Source organism: Streptomyces lacaronensis, assembly GCF_047337785.1.
In the GTDB taxonomy this organism is placed as follows: Bacteria; Actinomycetota; Actinomycetes; order Streptomycetales; family Streptomycetaceae; genus Streptomyces; species Streptomyces lycopersici.
This window is the reverse complement of record NZ_JBLHDK010000003.1, coordinates 4800326-4819122: the sequence shown is the minus strand read 5'-3', so window position 1 is coordinate 4819122 and position 18797 is coordinate 4800326. Positions and strand designations below refer to the sequence as shown.

At 72.0% G+C, this 18797-nt stretch carries 14 protein-coding genes and 1 tRNA gene; 4 read left to right on the top strand and 11 right to left on the bottom strand.

Going from position 1 to position 18797, the window contains the following annotated elements:
* Window positions 1-457 precede the first annotated feature (457 nt).
* Both ACMTAK_RS20400 and ACMTAK_RS20395 read right to left on the bottom strand, forming a co-directional pair.
* The gene (locus ACMTAK_RS20400; RefSeq protein ID WP_413807553.1) at window positions 458-1168 is read right to left on the bottom strand and encodes a TetR family transcriptional regulator; all 711 of its coding nucleotides are present in this window, start codon (window positions 1166-1168) and stop codon (window positions 458-460) included.
* Complete coding sequence (locus ACMTAK_RS20395) at window positions 1165-2145, bottom strand: acyl-CoA desaturase (RefSeq protein ID WP_413807552.1); 981 nt, start codon at window positions 2143-2145, stop codon at window positions 1165-1167. Before ACMTAK_RS20395 ends, ACMTAK_RS20400 begins: the two co-directional genes overlap by 4 nt.
* A gap of 247 nt (window positions 2146-2392) precedes the next feature.
* Here ACMTAK_RS20395 and ppc point away from each other — a divergent pair, with 247 nt between their 5' ends.
* Window positions 2393-5113 (top strand): phosphoenolpyruvate carboxylase, encoded by a 2721-nt coding sequence (gene ppc, locus ACMTAK_RS20390; protein ID WP_413807551.1) that lies wholly within the window; start codon window positions 2393-2395, stop codon window positions 5111-5113.
* Window positions 5114-5651: 538 nt separating this feature from the next.
* On the opposite strand, the gene ACMTAK_RS20385 is transcribed toward ppc, so the two are convergent.
* From ACMTAK_RS20385 to ACMTAK_RS20355, 7 genes are all read right to left on the bottom strand, one after another.
* A complete protein-coding gene (locus tag ACMTAK_RS20385; RefSeq protein ID WP_413807550.1) occupies window positions 5652-6170 on the bottom strand; it encodes a hypothetical protein in 519 nt (172 codons plus the stop codon).
* 69 nt (window positions 6171-6239) lie between these two features.
* Complete coding sequence (pth, locus tag ACMTAK_RS20380) at window positions 6240-6830, bottom strand: aminoacyl-tRNA hydrolase (RefSeq protein WP_037950921.1); 591 nt, start codon at window positions 6828-6830, stop codon at window positions 6240-6242.
* An 87-nt stretch (window positions 6831-6917) separates the two neighbouring features.
* Window positions 6918-7517, bottom strand: a complete 600-nt coding sequence (locus ACMTAK_RS20375) for a 50S ribosomal protein L25/general stress protein Ctc (RefSeq protein WP_413807549.1) — start codon at window positions 7515-7517, stop codon at window positions 6918-6920.
* Between the two features lie 199 nt (window positions 7518-7716).
* The gene (locus ACMTAK_RS20370) at window positions 7717-8694 is read right to left on the bottom strand and encodes a ribose-phosphate diphosphokinase (RefSeq protein ID WP_413807548.1); all 978 of its coding nucleotides are present in this window, start codon (window positions 8692-8694) and stop codon (window positions 7717-7719) included.
* Between the two features lie 71 nt (window positions 8695-8765).
* Window positions 8766-10223: a bifunctional UDP-N-acetylglucosamine diphosphorylase/glucosamine-1-phosphate N-acetyltransferase GlmU gene (glmU, locus tag ACMTAK_RS20365; protein ID WP_413807547.1), complete on the bottom strand. Its 1458-nt coding sequence runs from the start codon at window positions 10221-10223 to the stop codon at window positions 8766-8768.
* A 107-nt stretch (window positions 10224-10330) separates the two neighbouring features.
* Window positions 10331-10402 (bottom strand) — tRNA-Gln (locus tag ACMTAK_RS20360).
* 29 nt (window positions 10403-10431) lie between these two features.
* Window positions 10432-11325: a hypothetical protein gene (locus ACMTAK_RS20355; protein ID WP_413807546.1), complete on the bottom strand. Its 894-nt coding sequence runs from the start codon at window positions 11323-11325 to the stop codon at window positions 10432-10434.
* A gap of 156 nt (window positions 11326-11481) precedes the next feature.
* Here ACMTAK_RS20355 and ACMTAK_RS20350 point away from each other — a divergent pair, with 156 nt between their 5' ends.
* Window positions 11482-13020: a sensor histidine kinase gene (locus ACMTAK_RS20350; protein ID WP_413807545.1), complete on the top strand. Its 1539-nt coding sequence runs from the start codon at window positions 11482-11484 to the stop codon at window positions 13018-13020.
* 176 nt (window positions 13021-13196) lie between these two features.
* Here ACMTAK_RS20350 and ACMTAK_RS20345 read toward each other — a convergent pair whose 3' ends face one another.
* Both ACMTAK_RS20345 and ACMTAK_RS20340 read right to left on the bottom strand, forming a co-directional pair.
* On the bottom strand, window positions 13197-13685 hold the full coding sequence (locus ACMTAK_RS20345) for an SUKH-3 domain-containing protein (RefSeq protein WP_044581511.1): 489 nt from the start codon (window positions 13683-13685) through the stop codon (window positions 13197-13199).
* Between the two features lie 92 nt (window positions 13686-13777).
* Window positions 13778-14299, bottom strand: a complete 522-nt coding sequence (locus ACMTAK_RS20340; RefSeq protein WP_413807544.1) for a YwqJ-related putative deaminase — start codon at window positions 14297-14299, stop codon at window positions 13778-13780.
* A 196-nt stretch (window positions 14300-14495) separates the two neighbouring features.
* Between ACMTAK_RS20340 and ACMTAK_RS20335 the strand changes: the two genes are divergently transcribed.
* Entirely contained in the window at window positions 14496-15473 is a 978-nt protein-coding gene (locus ACMTAK_RS20335; protein WP_413807543.1) for an HNH endonuclease, read from the top strand.
* Window positions 15474-15478: 5 nt separating this feature from the next.
* Window positions 15479-18715 carry an SUKH-4 family immunity protein gene (locus tag ACMTAK_RS20330; protein WP_413807542.1) on the top strand — a complete coding sequence of 1079 codons (3237 nt, stop codon included), beginning with the start codon at window positions 15479-15481 and terminating at the stop codon, window positions 18713-18715.
* Window positions 18716-18797: the final 82 nt, after the last annotated feature.

Sequence of the window (18797 nt, the reverse complement as noted above, 5' to 3'; positions counted from 1 at the left end):
TGAGCGGCGCGTCGGGCGGGGCGGATCCGGGCATGGGCGGGGGCAGCGAGGAGCAGCGGCAGCGCGGCATCTGGATACTGGTGGCCGCCGCCCTCGCGTTCGCCGTGCTCGTGCTGCCGCAGGTGGTCGAGGGGGACGACAAGACCTCCTTCGCGGGCGGCGTCCTCCCGTCCAGCGGAGCTTCACGCCCGCCGACGAGTCCCGGCGGGCTCCCCAGCGGAGTTCCCACGGGGGTCCCCAGCGCCTCGCTGCCCGGGTACGGCTCCGGAGGCAGCGGCGCGCACCCACTCCGTGATGGCCGGCATCATCAGACCAAGCGCATGACAGACGCCCGGCCCCACGGCCACCGCCTTCCGGCGCGCCTCGGACCGCTCCCCCGCACTCATGTCCTGTCTCCCCCTCCCCCGAAGGTCCCCATCATCCCGACAGGGGGACGCGCGGACCAGTCCCGGGAGGGTCAGGACTTGCGATGGCCTATCAGGCGGGGCTTCTGCTCCAGGCCGTCCAGGCCGTGCCAGGCCAGGTTCACCAGGTGGGCGGCGACCTCGGCCTTCTTGGGTTTGCGGACGTCCAGCCACCACTGGCCGGTCAGGGCGACCATGCCCACCAGGGCCTGGGCGTAGAGGGGGGCCAGTTTGGGGTCGAAGCCGCGGGCCTTGAACTCCAGGCCCAGGATGTCCTCCACCTGGGTGGCGATATCGCTGATCAGGGAGGCGAAGGTGCCCGTCGACTGGGCGACGGGGGAGTCCCGGACGAGGATGCGGAAGCCGTCCGTGTACTCCTCGATGTAGTCCAGGAGGGCGAAGGTGGCCTGCTCGCACAGCTCGCGCGGATGGCCCGCGGTGAGGGATGTGGTGACCATGTCGAGCATCCGTCGCATCTCGCGGTCCACCACGACCGCGTACAGCCCCTCCTTGCCGCCGAAGTGCTCGTAGACCACCGGCTTGGAGACCCCGGCCTTCGCCGCGATCTCCTCCACCGAGGTGCCCTCGAAGCCGCGCTCGGCGAAGAGCGTGCGACCGATGTCCAGCAGCTGCTCCCGGCGCTCCTTGCCGGTCATCCGGACCCGGCGGGGCCGCCGGGCCCCGGCTCCGGAGGACCGGCCGGCCCGGCGCGGCCGGTCCCTTTCACCGCTGGTATTACTGTCGGTCGCCACGCCGTCTATCATGCCGCTCCGGCGGTTTCCTTCTGACGGCGGGCATCGATACGGTCCTGGCTCGGCCACCGGACGTCATACGCCCAGCCCGCCTTCTCGAACCAGCGGATGATCCGGGCGCTGGAATCCAGCTGCCCCCGCATCACCCCGTGCCGGGCGCAGGTCGGGTCCGCGTGGTGCAGGTTGTGCCAGGACTCGCCGCACGAGAGCACCGCGAGCCACCACACATTGCCGGAGCGGTCCCGCGACTTGAACGGGCGCTTGCCCACCGCGTGGCAGATCGAGTTGATCGACCAGGTCACATGGTGCAGCAAAGCCACCCGGACGAGTGACCCCCAGAAGAAGGCGGTCACCGCGCCCTGCCAGGACCAGGTCACCAGTCCGCCGATCACCGGCGGCACCATCAGGGAGACCACGGTCCACACCACGAACTGCCGGGAGACGGCCCGGATGGCGCCGTCCTTGATCAGATCCGGTGCGTATTTGGACTGCGGCGTCTGCTCTTCATCGAACATCCATGCGATATGGGCCCACCACAACCCCTTGAGCAGGGCCGGAATGGTCTCGCCGTACCGCCACGGGGAGTGCGGGTCGCCCTCCGCGTCGGAGAACTTGTGGTGCTTGCGGTGATCGGCCACCCAGCGGACCAGCGGTCCCTCCACCGCCAGCGACCCCGCGATCGCCAGCGCGATCCGCAGCGGCCGCTTCGCCTTGAACGAGCCATGGGTGAAGTAGCGGTGGAAGCCGATCGTGATGCCGTGGCAGCCGATGTAGTACATCGACACCAGCAGCGCCAGATCCAGCCAGCTGACTCCCCAGCCCCAGGCCAGGGGGACAGCCGCGAGCAGCGCGACGAAGGGGACGGTGATGAACAGGAGAAGGGTGATCTGTTCGATGGAGCGCTTGCTGTCCCCGCCGAGCGTGGCGGAGGGAAGCGGGGCCTCCTGGGCCTTCGGCGTGTCGTTGACCACGTCGGGGCTTGCAGTCATGGGATCCCTCGTGGGGCTCGGGGGCATGGCTACGGATGCGTAACCTACGGCGTCGTAAGTATGGCAGGGCCGGGAAGCGGGGCAATAGGGCTCTGGTCTCACACAGGGGCGTGCCGCCTATCCTGGTGAGCGTCGGACAGCGCGGTCCGCACATGGCCGAAAGCACCGGGTCAGCAGCCCGCGGCACCCGCCGCGCACCCTCTGATGCCGCGATTCGAATCCCGTTCACTGCAAGGAGCCCGCACCTGTGAGCAGTGCCGACCACACCAACGCCGCCCTGCGTGCCGACATCCGCCGTCTGGGCGACCTGCTCGGCGAGACCCTCGTCCGACAGGAGGGTCACGACCTCCTCGAACTCGTCGAGCGCGTCCGCGCCCTCACCCGCAGTGACGGCGAGGCCGCGGCCGAGCTGCTCGGCTCCACCGACCTCGAGACCGCCGCCAAGCTGGTCCGCGCCTTCTCCACCTACTTCCACCTGGCCAACGTCACCGAGCAGGTGCACCGCGGCCGCGAGCTGCGCGCCCGCCGCGCAGCCGAGGGCGGCATCCTCGCCCGCACCGCCGACCAGCTCAAGGACGCCGACCCCGAGCACCTCCGGGAGACCGTCGCCAACCTCGGTGTGCGCCCCGTCTTCACCGCCCACCCCACCGAGGCCGCCCGCCGCACGGTCCTCACCAAGCTCCGACGCATCGCCGAGCTGCTCGACACCCTCGCCGTCGGCGGCGACGCCCGCCGCGCCGACCTGCGGCTCGCCGAGAGCATCGACCTGCTCTGGCAGACCGACGAGCTGCGCGTCGCCCGCCCCGAGCCCGCCGACGAGGCCCGCAACGCCATCTACTACCTCGACGAGCTGCACGCAGGAGCCGTCGGCGACGTCCTCGAGGACCTCACCGCGGAGCTGATGCGCGTGGGCGTCGAGCTGCCCGCCACCACCCGCCCCCTCACCTTCGGCACCTGGATCGGCGGCGACCGCGACGGCAACCCCAACGTCACCCCCGAGGTGACCCGCGACGTCCTGATCCTCCAGCACGAGCACGGCATCACCGACGCGCTGGAGATCGTCGACGAGCTGCGCGCCGCGCTCTCCAGCTCCATCCGCAACACCGGCGCCTCCGAGGAGCTCCTCGCCTCCCTCCAGCGCGACCTCGAACTGCTGCCCGAGATCAGCCCGCGCTACAAGCGGCTCAACGCCGAGGAGCCCTACCGGCTCAAGGCCACCTGTATGCGGCAGAAGCTCGTCAACACCCGCGAGCGGCTCGCCGGGGACACCCCCCACCAGCCCGGCCGCGACTACCTCGGCTCCGGTGAGCTCCTCGCCGACCTCCACCTCGTCCAGGACTCCCTGCGGGCCCACCGCGGCCGGCTCATCGCCGACGGCCGGCTCGAACGGTCCATCCGGATCCTCGCCGCCTTCGGTCTCCAGCTCGCCACCATGGACGTCCGGGAACACGCCGACGCCCACCACCACGCCCTCGGCCAGCTCTTCGACCGGCTCGGCGAGGAGTCCTGGCGCTACGCCGACATGCCGCGCGACTACCGCCGCAAGCTGCTCGCCAAGGAGCTGCGCTCCCGGCGCCCCCTCGCCCCCACCCCCGCGCCGCTGGACGCCGCCGGTGCCAAGACCCTCGGCGTCTTCCACACCATCCGCGAGTCCTTCGAGCGCTTCGGCCCCGAGATCGTCGAGTCGTACATCATCTCCATGTGCCAGGGCTCGGACGACGTCTTCGCCGCCGCCGTCCTCGCCCGCGAGGCCGGGCTGCTCGACCTCCACGCGGGCTGGGCCAAGATCGGCATCGTTCCGCTGCTGGAGACCACCGAAGAGCTGAAGATCGCCGACAAGCTGCTCGACGAGATGCTCGCCGACCCCTCCTACCGGCGGCTCGTCGCCCTCCGCGGCGACGTCCAGGAGGTCATGCTCGGCTACTCCGACTCCTCCAAGTTCGGCGGCATCACCACCTCCCAGTGGGAGATCCACCGCGCCCAGCGGCTGCTGCGCGACGTCGCCCACCGGCACGGCGTACGGCTGCGGCTCTTCCACGGCCGCGGCGGCACCGTCGGCCGCGGCGGCGGCCCCACCCACGACGCGATCCTCGCGCAGCCGTGGGGCACCCTCGAGGGCGAGATCAAGGTCACCGAGCAGGGCGAGGTCATCTCCGACAAGTACCTCGTGCCCTCGCTCGCCCGCGAGAACCTGGAGCTGACGGTGGCCGCCACGCTCCAGGCATCCGCCCTGCACACCGCCCCGCGCCAGTCCGACGAGGCGCTCGCCCGCTGGGACGCGGCCATGGAAACCGTCTCCGAAGCCGCGCACGGCGCCTACCGCACGCTCGTCGACGACCCCGACCTGCCCGCGTACTTCTTCGCCTCCACACCGGTGGACCAGCTCGCCGAACTCCACCTCGGCTCCCGGCCCTCCCGCCGCCCCGACTCCGGCGCCGGGCTCGACGGGCTGCGGGCCATCCCGTGGGTCTTCGGCTGGACCCAGTCCCGGCAGATCGTCCCCGGCTGGTTCGGCGTCGGCTCCGGCCTCAAGGCCGCCCGCGAGGCGGGACTCGACAAGGTCCTCGACGAAATGCACCAGCACTGGCACTTCTTCCGCAACTTCCTCTCCAACGTCGAGATGACGCTGGCCAAGACGGACCTGCGGATCGCCCGGCACTACGTCGACACGCTCGTCCCGGATGAGCTGAAGCATGTCTTCGATGTGATCCAGGAGGAGCACGAGCTGACGGTGCGGGAGGTGCTGCGGATCACGGGTGGACGGGAACTCCTCGACTCCAACCCGGTGCTGAAGCAGACATTCCACGTCCGGGACGCCTACCTCGACCCGATCTCGTATCTGCAGGTGACCCTGCTCCACCGCCAGCGCACCGCGGCCGAGCGGGGCGAGGACCCTGACCCCCTGCTCGCCCGCGCCCTCCTCCTCACGGTCAACGGCGTAGCGGCGGGCCTCCGCAACACCGGCTGACGACGGCGTGCACCCGACACCGGGCGGGGCCCACTCCTGACGGAGCGGGCCCCGCCCGATGGTGTCGCTGAGGTAGTGAGATTTCCGGGGGCTCCGCCCCCGGCCCCCTCGCCAGGCACCAGGCTCCGCCGCTGCCAAGCCCGGCCCCCTGGCGGGTACGCCGCGCCTTGCTTCACCGCTCGTCGGCGCGCGCTCCCGGCGGTCCGCCGCGCGTTGCCCGGCACGTCCCCGCTCGGGGTGGGGGTTCTCTGCCGGGTACGGCTTTTCTTCCCCGCCGCGACGGTGAGGACCCCCACCGTCGTGTCCGGCGGTGCCGAACTGCCCGTGTGCGCTTCGGCGTTGCCGGGCACGTTTTCCCGGCTCGGGGACGGGGCTTGTCTGCCGGGTACGGCTTTTCTTCCCCGCCGCGACGGCGAGGACCCCCACCGTCGTGTCCGGCGGTGCCGAACTGCCCAAGCCACGAAGGGCGGTCGTACCACGGCGAGGTGGTCCCGGGACGAAGAGCGAGCCCGGACGCAGGAGGGGGACCCGGTGAGCGCTACAGCGTAAGCGTGGCGAAGGAGGCACCGAGCAGTGCCGCGCCCAGCAGGCCCATGGCCCAGCCCGTGCGGCGTAGGCCGAGGCCGCCCGCGACGATCAGGGAGCTGAGGAGGAGGGAGCCGCCGAAGGGGACCCAGGCGTGGAGGATGCCGGCGGCGCCGGTGCGGACGGCGTGGTCCGTGCCCGGTTTGAGGGCGACGGGCACCCGGTCGCCCGTCCCGTTCGTGACGGCCTCGTCGATCCGTACCCGGCCACGGGACTTGCCGCCCTCGCGGGCCGGGGTGAAGGAGCCGGTGCACCATTCGTCGCCGCAGTCGGAGACCGTGACGGTGCCGCGCTCAAGCCCCTTGGTCAGCGTCGACGGCTTGGCGTCGCCCCAGGAGGACCACACCCCGGCGACCAGGATCAGCAGCGCGACGAGCGTCATCGCCACGTTCTTCGCGAGCAACAGGAACCCGTACGCGCTCTCGCCCGCCCGCCGTGTACGGCTGCGCTTGGTCACACCGGTGGAAGCCATGGCGGCGATCCTCGCCATCCCCGGGCCGCCGGTCAACCTTCCGCCGAACAAACGGGCGAACGGCGTTTTTCAGGAGTTGTACGTCCCCTGCGCGCGCTCCAGCCCGTCCGCGATGAGCGTCTCCACCGCGTCCGCCGCGCGGTCCACGAAGTAGTCCAACTCCCGGCGCTCCGCAGCGGAAAAGTCCTTGAGGACAAACGCCGCGACATCCATCCGGCCCGGCGGGCGGCCGATTCCGAAGCGCACCCGGCAGTAGTCCGCACCCAGCGACTTGGTGATCGACTTCAGCCCATTGTGGCCATTGTCACCACCGCCGATCTTCAACCGCAGCGCGCCGTAATCGATGTCCAATTCGTCATGGACGGCCACGACATGACCGACCGGCACCTTGTAGAAGTCGCGCAGCGCGGTCACCGGACCGCCCGAGAGGTTCATGAACGACATCGGCTTGGCGATCACGACGCGGCGGCTCGCCGGCCCGGGTGGACCCACCCGGCCCTCGACGACCTGGGCCCGCGACTTGTGCGCCTTGAAACGGGCGCCCATCCGCTCGGCCAGCAGATCGGCCACCATGAAGCCGACGTTGTGGCGGTTGCCCGCGTACTCGCCACCGGGGTTGCCGAGGCCCACCACAAGCCAGGGGCTCGTGTCGTCCGTCATCTGATGTCTCTCCTTGAGGACGGCCGCCGTCCCGCACCCCGGGGGGCGGGACGGCGGCCGCGGAAGCGAAAAGGGAGCAGGCGCAGATTACGCCTCGGCGCCCTCGGCCCCGCCCTCGGCGCCCTCCTCGGCCGGAGCCTCGGCCTGGGCGGCGACCACCTGCAGCACGGCCGCGTCCTCCTCGACGGCCAGCGTGGTGCCCGCCGGGAGGGTGATGTCCTTGGCGTGGATGGTGGCACCCGCGTCCAGGCCCGCGATGGAGACGGTGACCGACTCCGGGATGTGGGTCGCCTCGGTCTCGACCGGCAGGGCGTTCAGCAGGTGCTCGAGCAGGTTGCCGCCCGGGGCCAGGTCGCCCTCGGTGATGATCGGCACCTCGACGGTGACCTTCTCGCCCTTCTGCACCAGCAGCAGGTCGATGTGCTCCAGCACGCCGATCTTGATCGGGTGACGCTGCACGGCCTTCGGGATGACCAGCTCGTCCTTGCCGCCCTCGACGTCCAGACGGATCAGCACGTTCGGGGTCTTCAGCGCCATCAGCAGGTCGTGCGCCGGCAGCGTGACGTGCAGCGGCTCGACGCCGTGGCCGTAGACCACGCCGGGAACGCGGTCGGCGGCGCGGGTGCGGCGGGCGGCACCCTTGCCGAACTCGGTGCGGGGCTTAGCGGCGATCTTGACCTCGGCCATGGGGCACTCCTCGTAGATCGTTTACGGTGTGTGGGCGTCACCCGGCCCACGACAGACCTGCTACGAAGAGCGCGTCGATAACGGACAGCCGCTGTGAGAAGCGGCCTCCCTCGCCGAGCAACTCAACGATTCTACCAATGGCTGAGGCCACCCCCTGACGGGAGTGGCCTCTACGTCCGATTCGGGGAGGTTAAGCCGCTCACGCTTGCTCCTCGAACAGGCTGGTCACCGAGCCGTCCTCGAAGACCTCCTGGACCGCGCGGGCGATCGTCGGCGCCATCGACAGCACGGTCACCTTGTCCAGCTCCACCTCGTTCGGAGTCGGCAGAGTGTTGGTGAAGATGAACTCACTGACCTTGGAGTTCTTCAGCCGGTCCGCGGCCGGACCCGACAGCACACCGTGGGTGGCGGTCACGATCACGTCCTCCGCGCCGTTCGCGAACAGCGCGTCCGCCGCCGCGCAGATCGTGCCACCGGTGTCGATCATGTCGTCGACCAGCACACACACCCGGCCCCGCACATCGCCGACCACCTCGTGCACCGTGACCTGGTTGGCCACGTCCGGGTCCCGCCGCTTGTGCACGATCGCCAGCGGCGCGCCCAGCCGGTCGCACCAGCGGTCCGCGACCCGCACCCGGCCGGCGTCCGGCGACACCACGGTGAGCTTGGACTTGTCGACCTTGGCGCCCACGTAGTCCGCGAGCACCGGCAGCGCGAAGAGGTGGTCCACCGGGCCGTCGAAGAAGCCCTGGATCTGGTCGGTGTGCAGATCGACCGTGAGGATCCGGTCGGCACCCGCCGTCTTCAGCATGTCGGCGACCAGCCGGGCCGAGATGGGCTCACGGCCACGGTGCTTCTTGTCCTGACGGGCGTAGCCGTAGAACGGAACGATCACCGTGATCGAGCGCGCGGAGGCCCGCTTCAGCGCATCGATCATGATGAGCTGCTCCATGATCCACTTATTGATCGGAGTCGTGTGGCTCTGGATCAAAAAGCAGTCGGCACCGCGTGCCGACTCCTGGAAGCGGACGTAGATCTCGCCGTTGGCGAAGTCGAATGCCTTGGTCGGGACCAAGCTGACGCCCAGCTCATGGGCGACCTCCTCGGCCAGCTCGGGGTGGGCGCGGCCGGAGAAGAGCATCAGCTTCTTCTCGCCGGTCGTCTTGATCCCGGTCACAACAAGTCTCCTTGGATGTCACTTTGGTGCACTTCTCACCGTACGCCCCGCACGGCGTACCTGTGCAGATGTCACTGCCGGCCCTCGTCCTCCCCACGAGCGGCCTCGGCGGCTCGCGCCGCGGCGCTTCCGGGGCGCTTGCGGGCGACCCAACCCTCGATGTTCCGCTGCTGTCCGCGTGCGACGGCGAGCGAGCCCGGGGGTACATCCTTGGTGATGACCGATCCGGCGGCGGTGTATGCGCCGTCCCCGATCGTGACGGGAGCCACAAGCATGTTGTCGGCTCCGGTCCGGCAGTGGCTGCCGATGGTGGTGTGATGCTTGTTCACACCGTCGTAGTTCACGAAGACGCTGGCGGCGCCGATGTTGGTCTGCTCGCCGATCGTCGCGTCGCCCACATAGGACAGATGCGGCACCTTGGTGCCCTGGCCGATCGTGGCGTTCTTCATCTCCACATACGTGCCGGCCTTGGCCTTGGCCCCCAGCCGGGTCCCGGGGCGCAGATACGCGTACGGCCCCACGCTCGCCCCCGCGCCGATCTCCGCGCCGTCCGCGACGGTGAACGAGACGGCCGCGCCCTGGCCGACGGTGGTGTCGGTGAGCCGGGAGTTCGGCCCCACCTCGGCGTCCGTGGCCAGGTGGGTGGCGCCCAGCAGCTGGGTGCCGGGGTGGACCAGCGCGTCCGGCTCGAAGGTGACGGTCACGTCGATCCAGGTGGTGGCGGGGTCGACGACGGTCACGCCGCTCAGCATCGCCCGCTCCAGCAGCCGCTCGTTCAGCAGCCTGCGGGCCTCGGCCAGCTGGACGCGGTTGTTGATCCCGACGATCTCGCGATGGTCGCCCGCCACGCACGCGCCCACCCGGTGCCCGGCCTCGCGCAGGATGCCGAGCACATCGGTGAGGTACTCCTCGCCCTGGCTGTTGTCGGTGCGCACCTTACCGAGGGCGTCGGTGAGCAGCTGGGCGTCGAAGGCGAAGACCCCGGAGTTGATCTCGCGGATCGCGCGCTGCGCGTCGGTGGCGTCCTTGTGCTCCACGATCGCGGTGACGGCGCCGGTCGCGTCCTCCCGCACGATCCGGCCGTAGCCGGTGGCGTCGGGGACCTCGGCGGACAGCACGGTCACGGCGTTGCCGTCGGCGTCGTGGGCCGCGGCGAGCCGCTGGAGCGTCCCGCCGGTCAGCAGCGGGGTGTCACCGCAGACGACGATCACGGTGCCGTCGAGGGCGACCCCGCTGTCGGACAGCTCCTCCAGGCCCATCCGGACGGCGTGCCCGGTGCCGTTCTGCTCGTGCTGGACGGCGGTGCGCACCTCGGCGTCGGTCTCGGCCAGATGCGCGGAGACCTGCTCCCGGGCGTGGCCGACCACGACCACGAGATGTTCGGGGGAGAGCTCACGGGAGGCGGCGACGACATGCCCGACGAGGGAGCGGCCGCAGAGGGCGTGCAGAACCTTCGGGGTCGCCGATTTCATGCGGGTGCCCTCACCCGCTGCGAGGACGACGACGGCTGCCGGGCGGTTGGCGCTCACGGGTGTGCCCTTCGGCTTCGGGGGTGGACACCCGCAGGATACCGAGAGGTTTCCGGGCGGAAAGGAAGGAGGGTCCCGAGCCGGGAAGTCAGGACCCGAACTTGAAGCTCCCCTGCCAGGACTCGAACCTGGAACAAAGCGTCCAAAGCGCCACGTGTTGCCCATTACACCACAGGGGATGGCAAAAGGTGCCAAATCGGACAACCCGCTAGATCGTCGACCTGGCTCCCACCACTATGCCGTACCACCAGCCTTCAATGCGACGGTATAGGTCAGCCCCTTTGAGGGTGCGGATCACCAGGCACCCTCGGTAGTGCTCGCCGGTGTTCTTCCGGACGGTCTTAGGGTTGTGTTTCTTCAGGGTGGTCTTCTCGAAGGTGTCGACACCCACGCCGACCAGGCTCGCCCAGTAACGTTCCGCGTCGGCCACTTGAGCGGATTCGTGGATCATCACCCGATAGCGGATGCGTTCCGGCTGGACCCCGAGCAGGCTGAGCCATGCGAGATAGGTCTGGATCATGTCGGGGTCGCTGTTGATGAAGACGACGGCTTCACTGAGGCGATGGGGCTTGCTCTTGGTGCCCTCGGCCCAGTAGAGACCGACGCCGACCAGGAAAAGCTCCCGGTCCGTCATCGCGCCGATCTCCCGCGCCGCCGAGAGCTTCGTCTGCTGCCGCTCGATCTCCCGCTGCCGCATCGTCGCTTCCCAGCCCCGCTTGGCGATGGCCGATGCCTCCTCCCGGGTGCGGGGCGGGCGGTCGGGTTTGGGCAGGTCGCGGACCCAGAGCGAGATGGAGCTCTTGGAGCAGCCCAGCTCCAGTTGGATCCTGTCGTAGGTCATCCCCTGGAGTCGCATCTCGCGCGCCCTGGCCCGTAGGTCGTCCTTGGCGTTGGGGCGCTTGGTCCAGTCGGGTGGCGGCTCGCCCTCCAGGAGGCGGTTCAGGATGTCGTTGTTGCTCACCTTCAGCCGGTCGCGGATCTGTCTGCGGCTCATCCCCTGCTTCCGTAACGCGATCGCCCGTTCCCTCAGTTCTTCGAACGTGGTCGTTCCGTCGAGCAGGCCGCCCACGCTGTCGCCGTCGCGGCGCCGTGGTTCGTTCATGGCCACAGGGTCGTTCGACATCCGGACGCGGTGGGTCGAAAACATGGGCGATTCATTCGTTCGAGTTAAATGGGTGGTTTTACCTGATGTTCGAGTCTTCTCCGCGCCGTCGTGTCCCCGGGAAAAGCGCTGGCGCCCGGCCGTAGGCTGGTCGCTATGAGTTCGACGGGGGAAGAGACCGCGGGCGCGCGGGGCGCGCCCGCGGGGCCGTGGTGGTGGGCGCGGCGGCGAAGTATGGGGCTCGATGTCCTGCTCGCCGGGGCGTCGTCGATCGAGTGCGCGGCGGAGGGTGTCGGTTTCGCCCACGATGCCCGGATTCCGGTGGTCGCCGGGGTGCTGATCGGCGTGCTCGTCGGTGGCACGCTGGTGCTGCGGCGGCGCTGGGCGATCGCCGTGGTGCTGATATCGATCGCGGTCACCCCCGCCGAAATGGGTCTGTTGCTCGGCGTCGTGGGGCTCTACACCCTCGCCTCGTCCGAGGTGCCGCGCCGGATCACGGCGGTGCTGGCCGGAATGGCTGCGGTGGGCAGCTTTCTCGTCACGGTGATCGGCCTCCGCCGGGACAATCCCCAGAGTGGTCTGGGGACCTCTGTGTGGGAGGCCCCGATGTTCGCCATGGTGCTCACGCTGGGGCTGACCGCCCCGCCCGTGCTGCTGGGGCTGTACGTCCGGGCGCGGCGGCGGCTGGTGGAGAGCCTGCGGGAGCGGGCGGACGGTCTGGAGCGGGAGCTCTCGCTGCTCGCGGACCGGGCGGAGGAACGGGCCGAGTGGGCCCGTAACGAGGAGCGGACCCGGATCGCGCGGGAGATGCACGACGTGGTGGCGCACCGGGTGAGCCTGATGGTGGTGCACGCGGCGGCGCTTCAGGCGGTGGCGCTCAAGGATCCGGAGAAGGCGTCGAAGAACGCGGCGCTGGTGGGCGACATGGGGCGGCAGGCGCTGACGGAGCTGCGGCAGATGCTGGGGGTCCTGCGGTCGGAGGACGGTCTGCGGGCGGGGGCGGCGTTCGCCGCCGGGTCCTCGTCTTCGGCCGTCGCCGGGCTCTCCTCCTCCGGCGCCGCCGATGCTGCCGGGTCCTCCGCCGAGGAGAGGCCGCTGGCGGGGGTGGCGGCCGCGGCCTCGGCCGCCGCGGAGGCCGCCGAGGCCGCGGGGGCGGCCGGGAAGGGCGTGGAGGTGGCCGGGGGGCCGCGGCTGGCGGAGCTGGAGGCGCTGGTCGGGCAGTCCCGGGCGGCGGGAATGGCCGTGGAGCTCTCGGTCGAGGGCGAGGAGCGGCGGTACGCGGCTCCGGTGGAGCAGACGGCCTACCGGGTGGTCCAGGAGGCGCTGACCAACGTCCACAAGCATGCCCCGGGCGCGAGTGCCCGGGTCCGGGTGGCGCACCGCACCGCCGAGGTCGCGGTCCTGGTCGAGAACGGGCCGTCGGAGCGCGGCGCGGCGGACGCGGGGCTGCCGAGCGGGGGGAACGGCCTGGTGGGGATGCGGGAGCGGGTTTCGACGCTCGGCGGGGGCTTTGTGTCGGGGGCCACGGAGGCGGGTGGCTTCCGGGTGTCGGCGGTCATCCCGGACGGGACGGACGGCCGCCCGGACGGCCCCGGCCGTCCGGATGACACGGATCACACGGACGGGACGTCTCGTGCGGACCGCGCCGCGGCCGAGGGCCGCGGCGGGGGCGTGGAGCGGGCGAAGAGCGCCTGAGCGCTCCGCTGGAAGTGCCCTGAGCCGCCGTCGTTCGTCCGCGGCGCCGTCGTGGCTGGTCGCCCACGCGGCGGAGCCGCATATCGGCGCAGCCGCGGCGGAGCCGCGTATCGACACAGCCCCGCGCCCCTACGGGGCGCCTTCGCCCGGTCGGATTGCGCGCGGTACGGCGCGCGTTACGCGCGGGTCAGCCTGGCCGGGAGCGCGCCCGTGACGAGGGTGCTGAGGGCGGCGTCCAGGGTGGGGCCGAGGTACCAGTCCCCGGTGTGGTCGAGGCTGTAGACCCGTCCCTCCGCGTCGATGGTCAACACCGCCTGCCCGTCGGCCTCCTCGCCCAGCGGGCTCACCTCGGTCTCCAGGGCCCGGCCCAGGTCGCCGAGGGTGCGGGCGAGGTGGAGGCCGAGCAGGGGATCGATGCGGAACGGGGTCGGGGCGATCTCGCGGCCCGCGCCGGGCGGCTGGATGTGCAGCCCGCCGAACTCCGCCCATGCCTCGACCGCCGCCGGGAAGACGGCGTGCCGGTGGCCCGCGGGGGAGGTGTGGGCGCGCAGGGTGTCGGCCCAGACCTCGGCGCGCCGCATGTCCCAGTGGCCGGGCTGCCAGCCCGCCTCGCGCAGGGCGGCGTCGACGGCGACGGAGAAGCGGGTGACGTCCAAGCGGTCGATCGACTGCCGCGCCGGGCGTGTCGGCTGCGGTGCCCGTGTTCCCGGCGGGGCCTGGACCGTCTGTGGTGCTTGTGGTGCTTGATGTGCCTGATTCACGTGCTCTCACCCACCACCCGTACGCCGAAATGGGCCAGCAGCGCGGCGCAGGACAGACAGGGCGGGGCGTAGCTGCCGTGTTGCGGGTCGCCCGCCTCCCGGATCCGGCGAGTGGTGAGTTTGGCCTGTTTGAGGGAGCGGCGGGCCTCACCCTGGGTGAGCGGTTTGCGGGAGGCGCGCTTGGAGCGGCCCGCCTCGACGTTCGCCAGATGGCGGGAGAGCAGGATCACTTCGGGGCAGCGGCCGGTGAATCGTTCACGCTGGCCGCTGGCGAGCGCGTCGAGGAATTCCCGCACCAGCGGATGGAGTGTCGGCGGTTGGTCGGCCTTGCCCCCGGTGCAGGTCAGCGTCTCGCCGCGGACGGACAGCGCGGCCGCGACGGCGGGCAGGATGCCGTCGCGGCGGCGGTGGAGCGGTGGTGGGCCGGCGTCGGGGTCGACGCTGCTCCATCTCAGCCGGGGGTCGCCGGCCGCGGGGGTGGCGCCGTCGCCGCCTCCGTTGCTCTGCGTGATGTGCATGTGGTGGATCCCTCCCTGTGCAATCCCCCGGTTGCAATGATCAGATTGCCAAATCCCGCGGGCGCTGCGGTAGTCCGGGTCTGAACGACCTGGTGGGGACGGAGGCCGTCGTGAGGGTGGATGGCCGCCCGGTTCGGACGGTTGCGTCACCGCATAGGCTGTGCCCAGTAGCCAGCATCAGCAGGGGGCAACCGCCATGACGACAGGTCGGCTCGGGCAGCATGCCGCGCCACCGAACACGGCCTACGCCGGGCAGGTCGTGCACTTCCCGGATCCGGTCCGGGCCGCGCGCCACCCCAAGGGCGTCCGTGTGGACGAAAACGGCTTTCCGGACTTCTCGCCGTATGCGCGTGCGGCCGCCGAAATCGCCGAGCCCCCGGAGGGGTTCGGCGTCGACGAGCTCCGGCTGACGGACTACGTCTCGGCGAACGCGGCGCTGCACGCCACCGGTCACGAGCTGTGGAACGGGGCGTCGGCGGTGGCCACCCCGCACGGCTGGACCTGGCACCACGTCGTCGGCACCCGGCGCATGGAGCTGATCCCGGTCGAGGTCAAGGCGCTGCTGCGGCACCACGGAGGGCTCGCCACGGCGCAGGTCGACCAGGAGAAGCGGGGCACCCGCCCGCTGCAGGAGACCCGGCCGATGCATGTGGGCCTGCCGCTGCGGGGCATCTCCGTCGCCGAGGAGCAGGTGCTCGGCGTCGAGGAGGACCTCGGCTACCGGCTGCCCGATTCGTACCGCGCCTTCCTCAAGGCGGCGGGGGGCTGCGCACCGGTCGGCACGGCGCTCGACCCGGAGCTGGGGCTGCTGATCGACCAGCCCTTCTTCACGGTGCGCGACGAGGCGGCGGTCAATGACCTCGTCTATATCAACAAGTGTCTGCGGGACCACTTCACCAAGGACTATCTGGGCGTGGGCTTCGTCCAGGGCGGGGTGATCGCGGTCAAGGTGAAGGGTGACGCGATCGGCTCGGTGTGGTTCTGTGCGTATGACGACGCGCGGGACCGTGACGGCTGGACGGTCCAGGAGCGGGTGGAGCGGCTGTTGCTGCCGTGCGGCGACGACTTCGACGCCTTCCTGCTCCGGCTGGCGGGCAATCCGCCGGAGCTGGAGACCGTGGCGAACCTGATGGTGGACGGTGGATTCGCGTACGCCGTCCCGGTGGAGGGGTGAGCGCGATGGTGACCTTCGCACAGGCGCAGGAGCGCGCGGAACTCTGGATCAACGGCGATGTGCCGGCTTATCAGCAGCGCGAGGCGCGGGTCCGGGAGTTCGATCTGGGCTTCGTGGTGTGGGCCGAGGACCGCGCGGACGGACCGGTCTCGGGCCACGGGGCCGAGGGCACGCGGATGGTGATCGCCCGCGACAGCGGTGAGACCACGCTGTGGCCGGGGCTGCCGGTGGGCGAGGTGATCCGCCGTTACGAGGAGCGGTACGGCACGACCGACGGCTCCCGCGACGAGTCCACCACCGGGCGGCAGCAGCGCATCGACCTGAACGCGACGTCCTTCCTGCTGACTCCGCCGGAGTGGTTGCAGGAGGCGGCGGACGCGATGAGCAGCCGGTCCGAGGGGCGGCTGGACCTTCCCGAGCAGCGGGCGGAGCCGGGCGGGGGCGGGCCGGATGCGGCCGCCGCGTCCGCCGGTTCCGCTTCGGTTCCGGGTCCTTCCGCGTCTCCTGTTCCGCCTGCTGGCGCCGCTTCGCCTCCCTTGCCGCCGGAGGACAACTGGCCGCCGGCCGGTGGGCCCGGGGCCGGGTCCGGGGCCACCGGGCCCGGGGCGCCGGGACACCGGGCCCCGGGCGTGGACGACTGGCCGTCGGACGGCGGCGCGCGGAGCGCCGGTCCGGACGCGCCGCACAGCGCGCCGGGCGCGCCGTCGGCTCCGCCCGCGCCTGTTGCGGGTGCGCCTGCTCCGCCTGGGCCCGTTCCGGGTGCGCCCCGGGACCGGGGCGGTGCCGTGGACGACTGGCCGTCCGACGGTGTCGCGCGTCCGCTCGCGGGTGACCGGCCGCAGGACGGCCCGCCCTCGCCGGGTGCCCCGCCCGCGCCGGGTGCCCCTTCTGCGCCCGGTGCCCCGTCCGGCGGTGAGGGCTGGCGGAACGCGCCGCCCCCGCCCCCGCCCGGTGGGACCGGCCCGTGGGCCCCGCCCGCGCCGGGCGCCGGTACGCCCTCCTCGGGGGGCCAGGCCGACAACGCGGCGACGCCCGGCGACGCTACGCCGTGGGCCGGTACGGACATCAAGGGCGACGATGACGACGACCGCTCGGTCGCCCCGCCCGCCACGGTCTTCGCCCCGCCGCTCGCGGGGTTCGACGACGAGGACACCCCGGCGCCGGGCGTACGGCCCGACGCCAAGACCGAGTTGATGTCCGGCGGCAGCGCGCTGCCGCCCACGGCCATCGCCCCGTCCCTCGACTTCCCGGGGCAGCAGGGCGGCCCCGGTGCCGGTCCGGGTGCCGGTCCGGGTGCCAATCCCAACGCGAGCGACATCGCGGACGCCGCCACCCGTAAGGCGGGCGGTGGACCCACGCCTCCGCCGCCCGGTGCCCCGGCCGGAGCGCCGGGTGCGCCCGGTGCGCCCGGTGCCCGGCCGGGTGCGGACTCCACGCCTCCGCCGCCCGCGCCGTCGGGGCCCGGTGCCCCCGGCGCTCCGGCCGGGGGATACGTACCGACGCAGCTGGTCTCGCAGCTCGACTCCGACAGCCTCGGCGGCGCCCCGCAGCCTCCCGGTGCGCCGGGTGCGCCCGCTAACCCTGGTGCGCCCGGTAACCCTGGTGCTCCTGGTGCTTCTGGTGGGCAGGGTGGTGGTCAGACGCCGCCTCCGCCTGGTGCTCCGGGGACGCCCGGTGGTGGTGTGCACGCTGCCGCGACGATGCTCGCCGGTGGTCCGGGTGTGCCCGGCCAGACCCCGCCCCCGGGCACCCCGCATCCGCCCGGCCCGCCCGGTCCCCCCGGGCCGCCCGGTCCCCCCGGGCCGCCTGGTCCGCCCGGCGCGCCGGGCGCCCATGGCGCCCCCGGTGCTTCTGGTGGGCAGGGTGGTGGTCAGACGCCGCCTCCGCCTGGTGCTCCGGGGACGCCCGGTGGTGGTGTGCACGCTGCCGCGACGATGCTCGCCGGTGGTCCGGGTGCGCCCCCGGGCACCCCGCATCCGCCCGGTGCTCCCGGCGCTCCGGGCCAGGGTGCCCCGTCCGGCCCGCAGCCGCCCGGCCCACCCGGTGTCCCCGGTGCGGGTGGTCCGCACACGCCGCCGCCCCCGCCGGGCGCGGCCGGGCCGCCGTACCCGGGTGGACCCGGTGCCCCCAGCGCGCCGGGCGCCCCCGGTATGCCGCCGCCCGCCGGCGCTCCCGTTCAGGGGGTGGCGCCGCCTCCGGGCGCGCCCGCGCCGGGGATGGCGCCGCAGCCCGGCTATGCGTATCCGCCGCCGCCCCCCGGTCAGCCGACCGTGGGTCCGGGCTATATGGCGGTGCTGCGCTACCGCGCCCAGGACGGCTCGGAGCAGCAGCTGATCCGCCGTTCGGCGCCCGGGACCCCGCATCCGGAGTGGCAGATCCTGCATGAGCTGCGGACGATGAACGTCCCGCCGCAGCAGGTGCTGGAGCTCCACACCGAGTTGGAGTCCTGTGATCTGCCCGGCGGTTACTGCGCCCGGATGATCCGGGAGAGCTGGCCGCAGGTGCGGATCAGCCACACCGCTCCGTACGGACGCGATCACGCCACCCGGCAGCAGGGCGTACGGCATCTGCTGGAGCACCAGGGCGAGCTGCACCAGGTGGCGGACGGCCCGGCCCGTCCGGCGCCGAACCGGGTGCCGCTGCCGCATCCCAGCCAGGTGCAGCCGATCCCGCCGGTGCCGCCGGAGGGGCTGGCGCATGAGCTGGGCCAGTCGTTCGGGCCGCAGGGCATCGTCCGCTTCGACCAGCGCGCGGTGTCGCGGATGGGCGTTCCGGAGGTGGTGGCGCAGACGCTGGTGTGGGCGGGGCTGCCGCTGGACTTCGGTCCGTTCTTCTGGGCGCAGGCTCAGGCGGGCCGCCCGGTGCCGACGCTGGCGGAGCTGGCGGCGGAGCGCGGGGTGCAGCCCGCGCCGGACGCGGGTTCGTACCTGGTCATGGGCAATGACTTCGGCCGTCAGCTGTGTGTGCAGTACGGCACGGCGAACATCGTGGCGGTGCCGCTGGAGGCGACGCCCCAGCCGGCCGCGCCGCAGTTCGTGAACACCGGGCTGCCGGAGTTCGTGCGGTGCATGGCGCTGCTGGGCCGGATGTGGCGGCTGCGGTACGGGCTGACGCCGGACCAGGCGGGCCGCTGGACCGTGGACTTCCAGGCGCAGCTCGCGGGCCTGGACCCGGCGGCGCTGTCCACGCCGGACAACTGGTGGGCGGTGCTGCTGGAGCAGATGTGGGACGGCCTGCTGTAAGTCTGTTGTGAGCCCGTTGTGAGCCCGCCCGCGCGGCCCTGACCGCGTGCCACGGAACGCACCGCGCGACCGGAGAACGAAT

What these genes read in the sequence shown, in the direction of transcription:
- ACMTAK_RS20350 (WP_413807545.1), top strand. Translation starts at nt 11,482, where the DNA reads ATGAGTTCGACGGGGGAAGAGACCGCGGGCGCGCGGGGCGCGCCCGCG.
- ACMTAK_RS20340 (WP_413807544.1), bottom strand. Translation starts at nt 14,299, where the DNA reads ATGCACATCACGCAGAGCAACGGAGGCGGCGACGGCGCCACCCCCGCG.
- ACMTAK_RS20385 (WP_413807550.1), bottom strand. Translation starts at nt 6,170, where the DNA reads ATGGCTTCCACCGGTGTGACCAAGCGCAGCCGTACACGGCGGGCGGGC.
- ACMTAK_RS20335 (WP_413807543.1), top strand. Translation starts at nt 14,496, where the DNA reads ATGACGACAGGTCGGCTCGGGCAGCATGCCGCGCCACCGAACACGGCC.
- pth (WP_037950921.1), bottom strand. Translation starts at nt 6,830, where the DNA reads ATGACGGACGACACGAGCCCCTGGCTTGTGGTGGGCCTCGGCAACCCC.
- ACMTAK_RS20400 (WP_413807553.1), bottom strand. Translation starts at nt 1,168, where the DNA reads ATGATAGACGGCGTGGCGACCGACAGTAATACCAGCGGTGAAAGGGAC.
- ACMTAK_RS20375 (WP_413807549.1), bottom strand. Translation starts at nt 7,517, where the DNA reads ATGGCCGAGGTCAAGATCGCCGCTAAGCCCCGCACCGAGTTCGGCAAG.
- ACMTAK_RS20330 (WP_413807542.1), top strand. Translation starts at nt 15,479, where the DNA reads ATGGTGACCTTCGCACAGGCGCAGGAGCGCGCGGAACTCTGGATCAAC.
- ACMTAK_RS20395 (WP_413807552.1), bottom strand. Translation starts at nt 2,145, where the DNA reads ATGACTGCAAGCCCCGACGTGGTCAACGACACGCCGAAGGCCCAGGAG.
- ACMTAK_RS20355 (WP_413807546.1), bottom strand. Translation starts at nt 11,325, where the DNA reads ATGAACGAACCACGGCGCCGCGACGGCGACAGCGTGGGCGGCCTGCTC.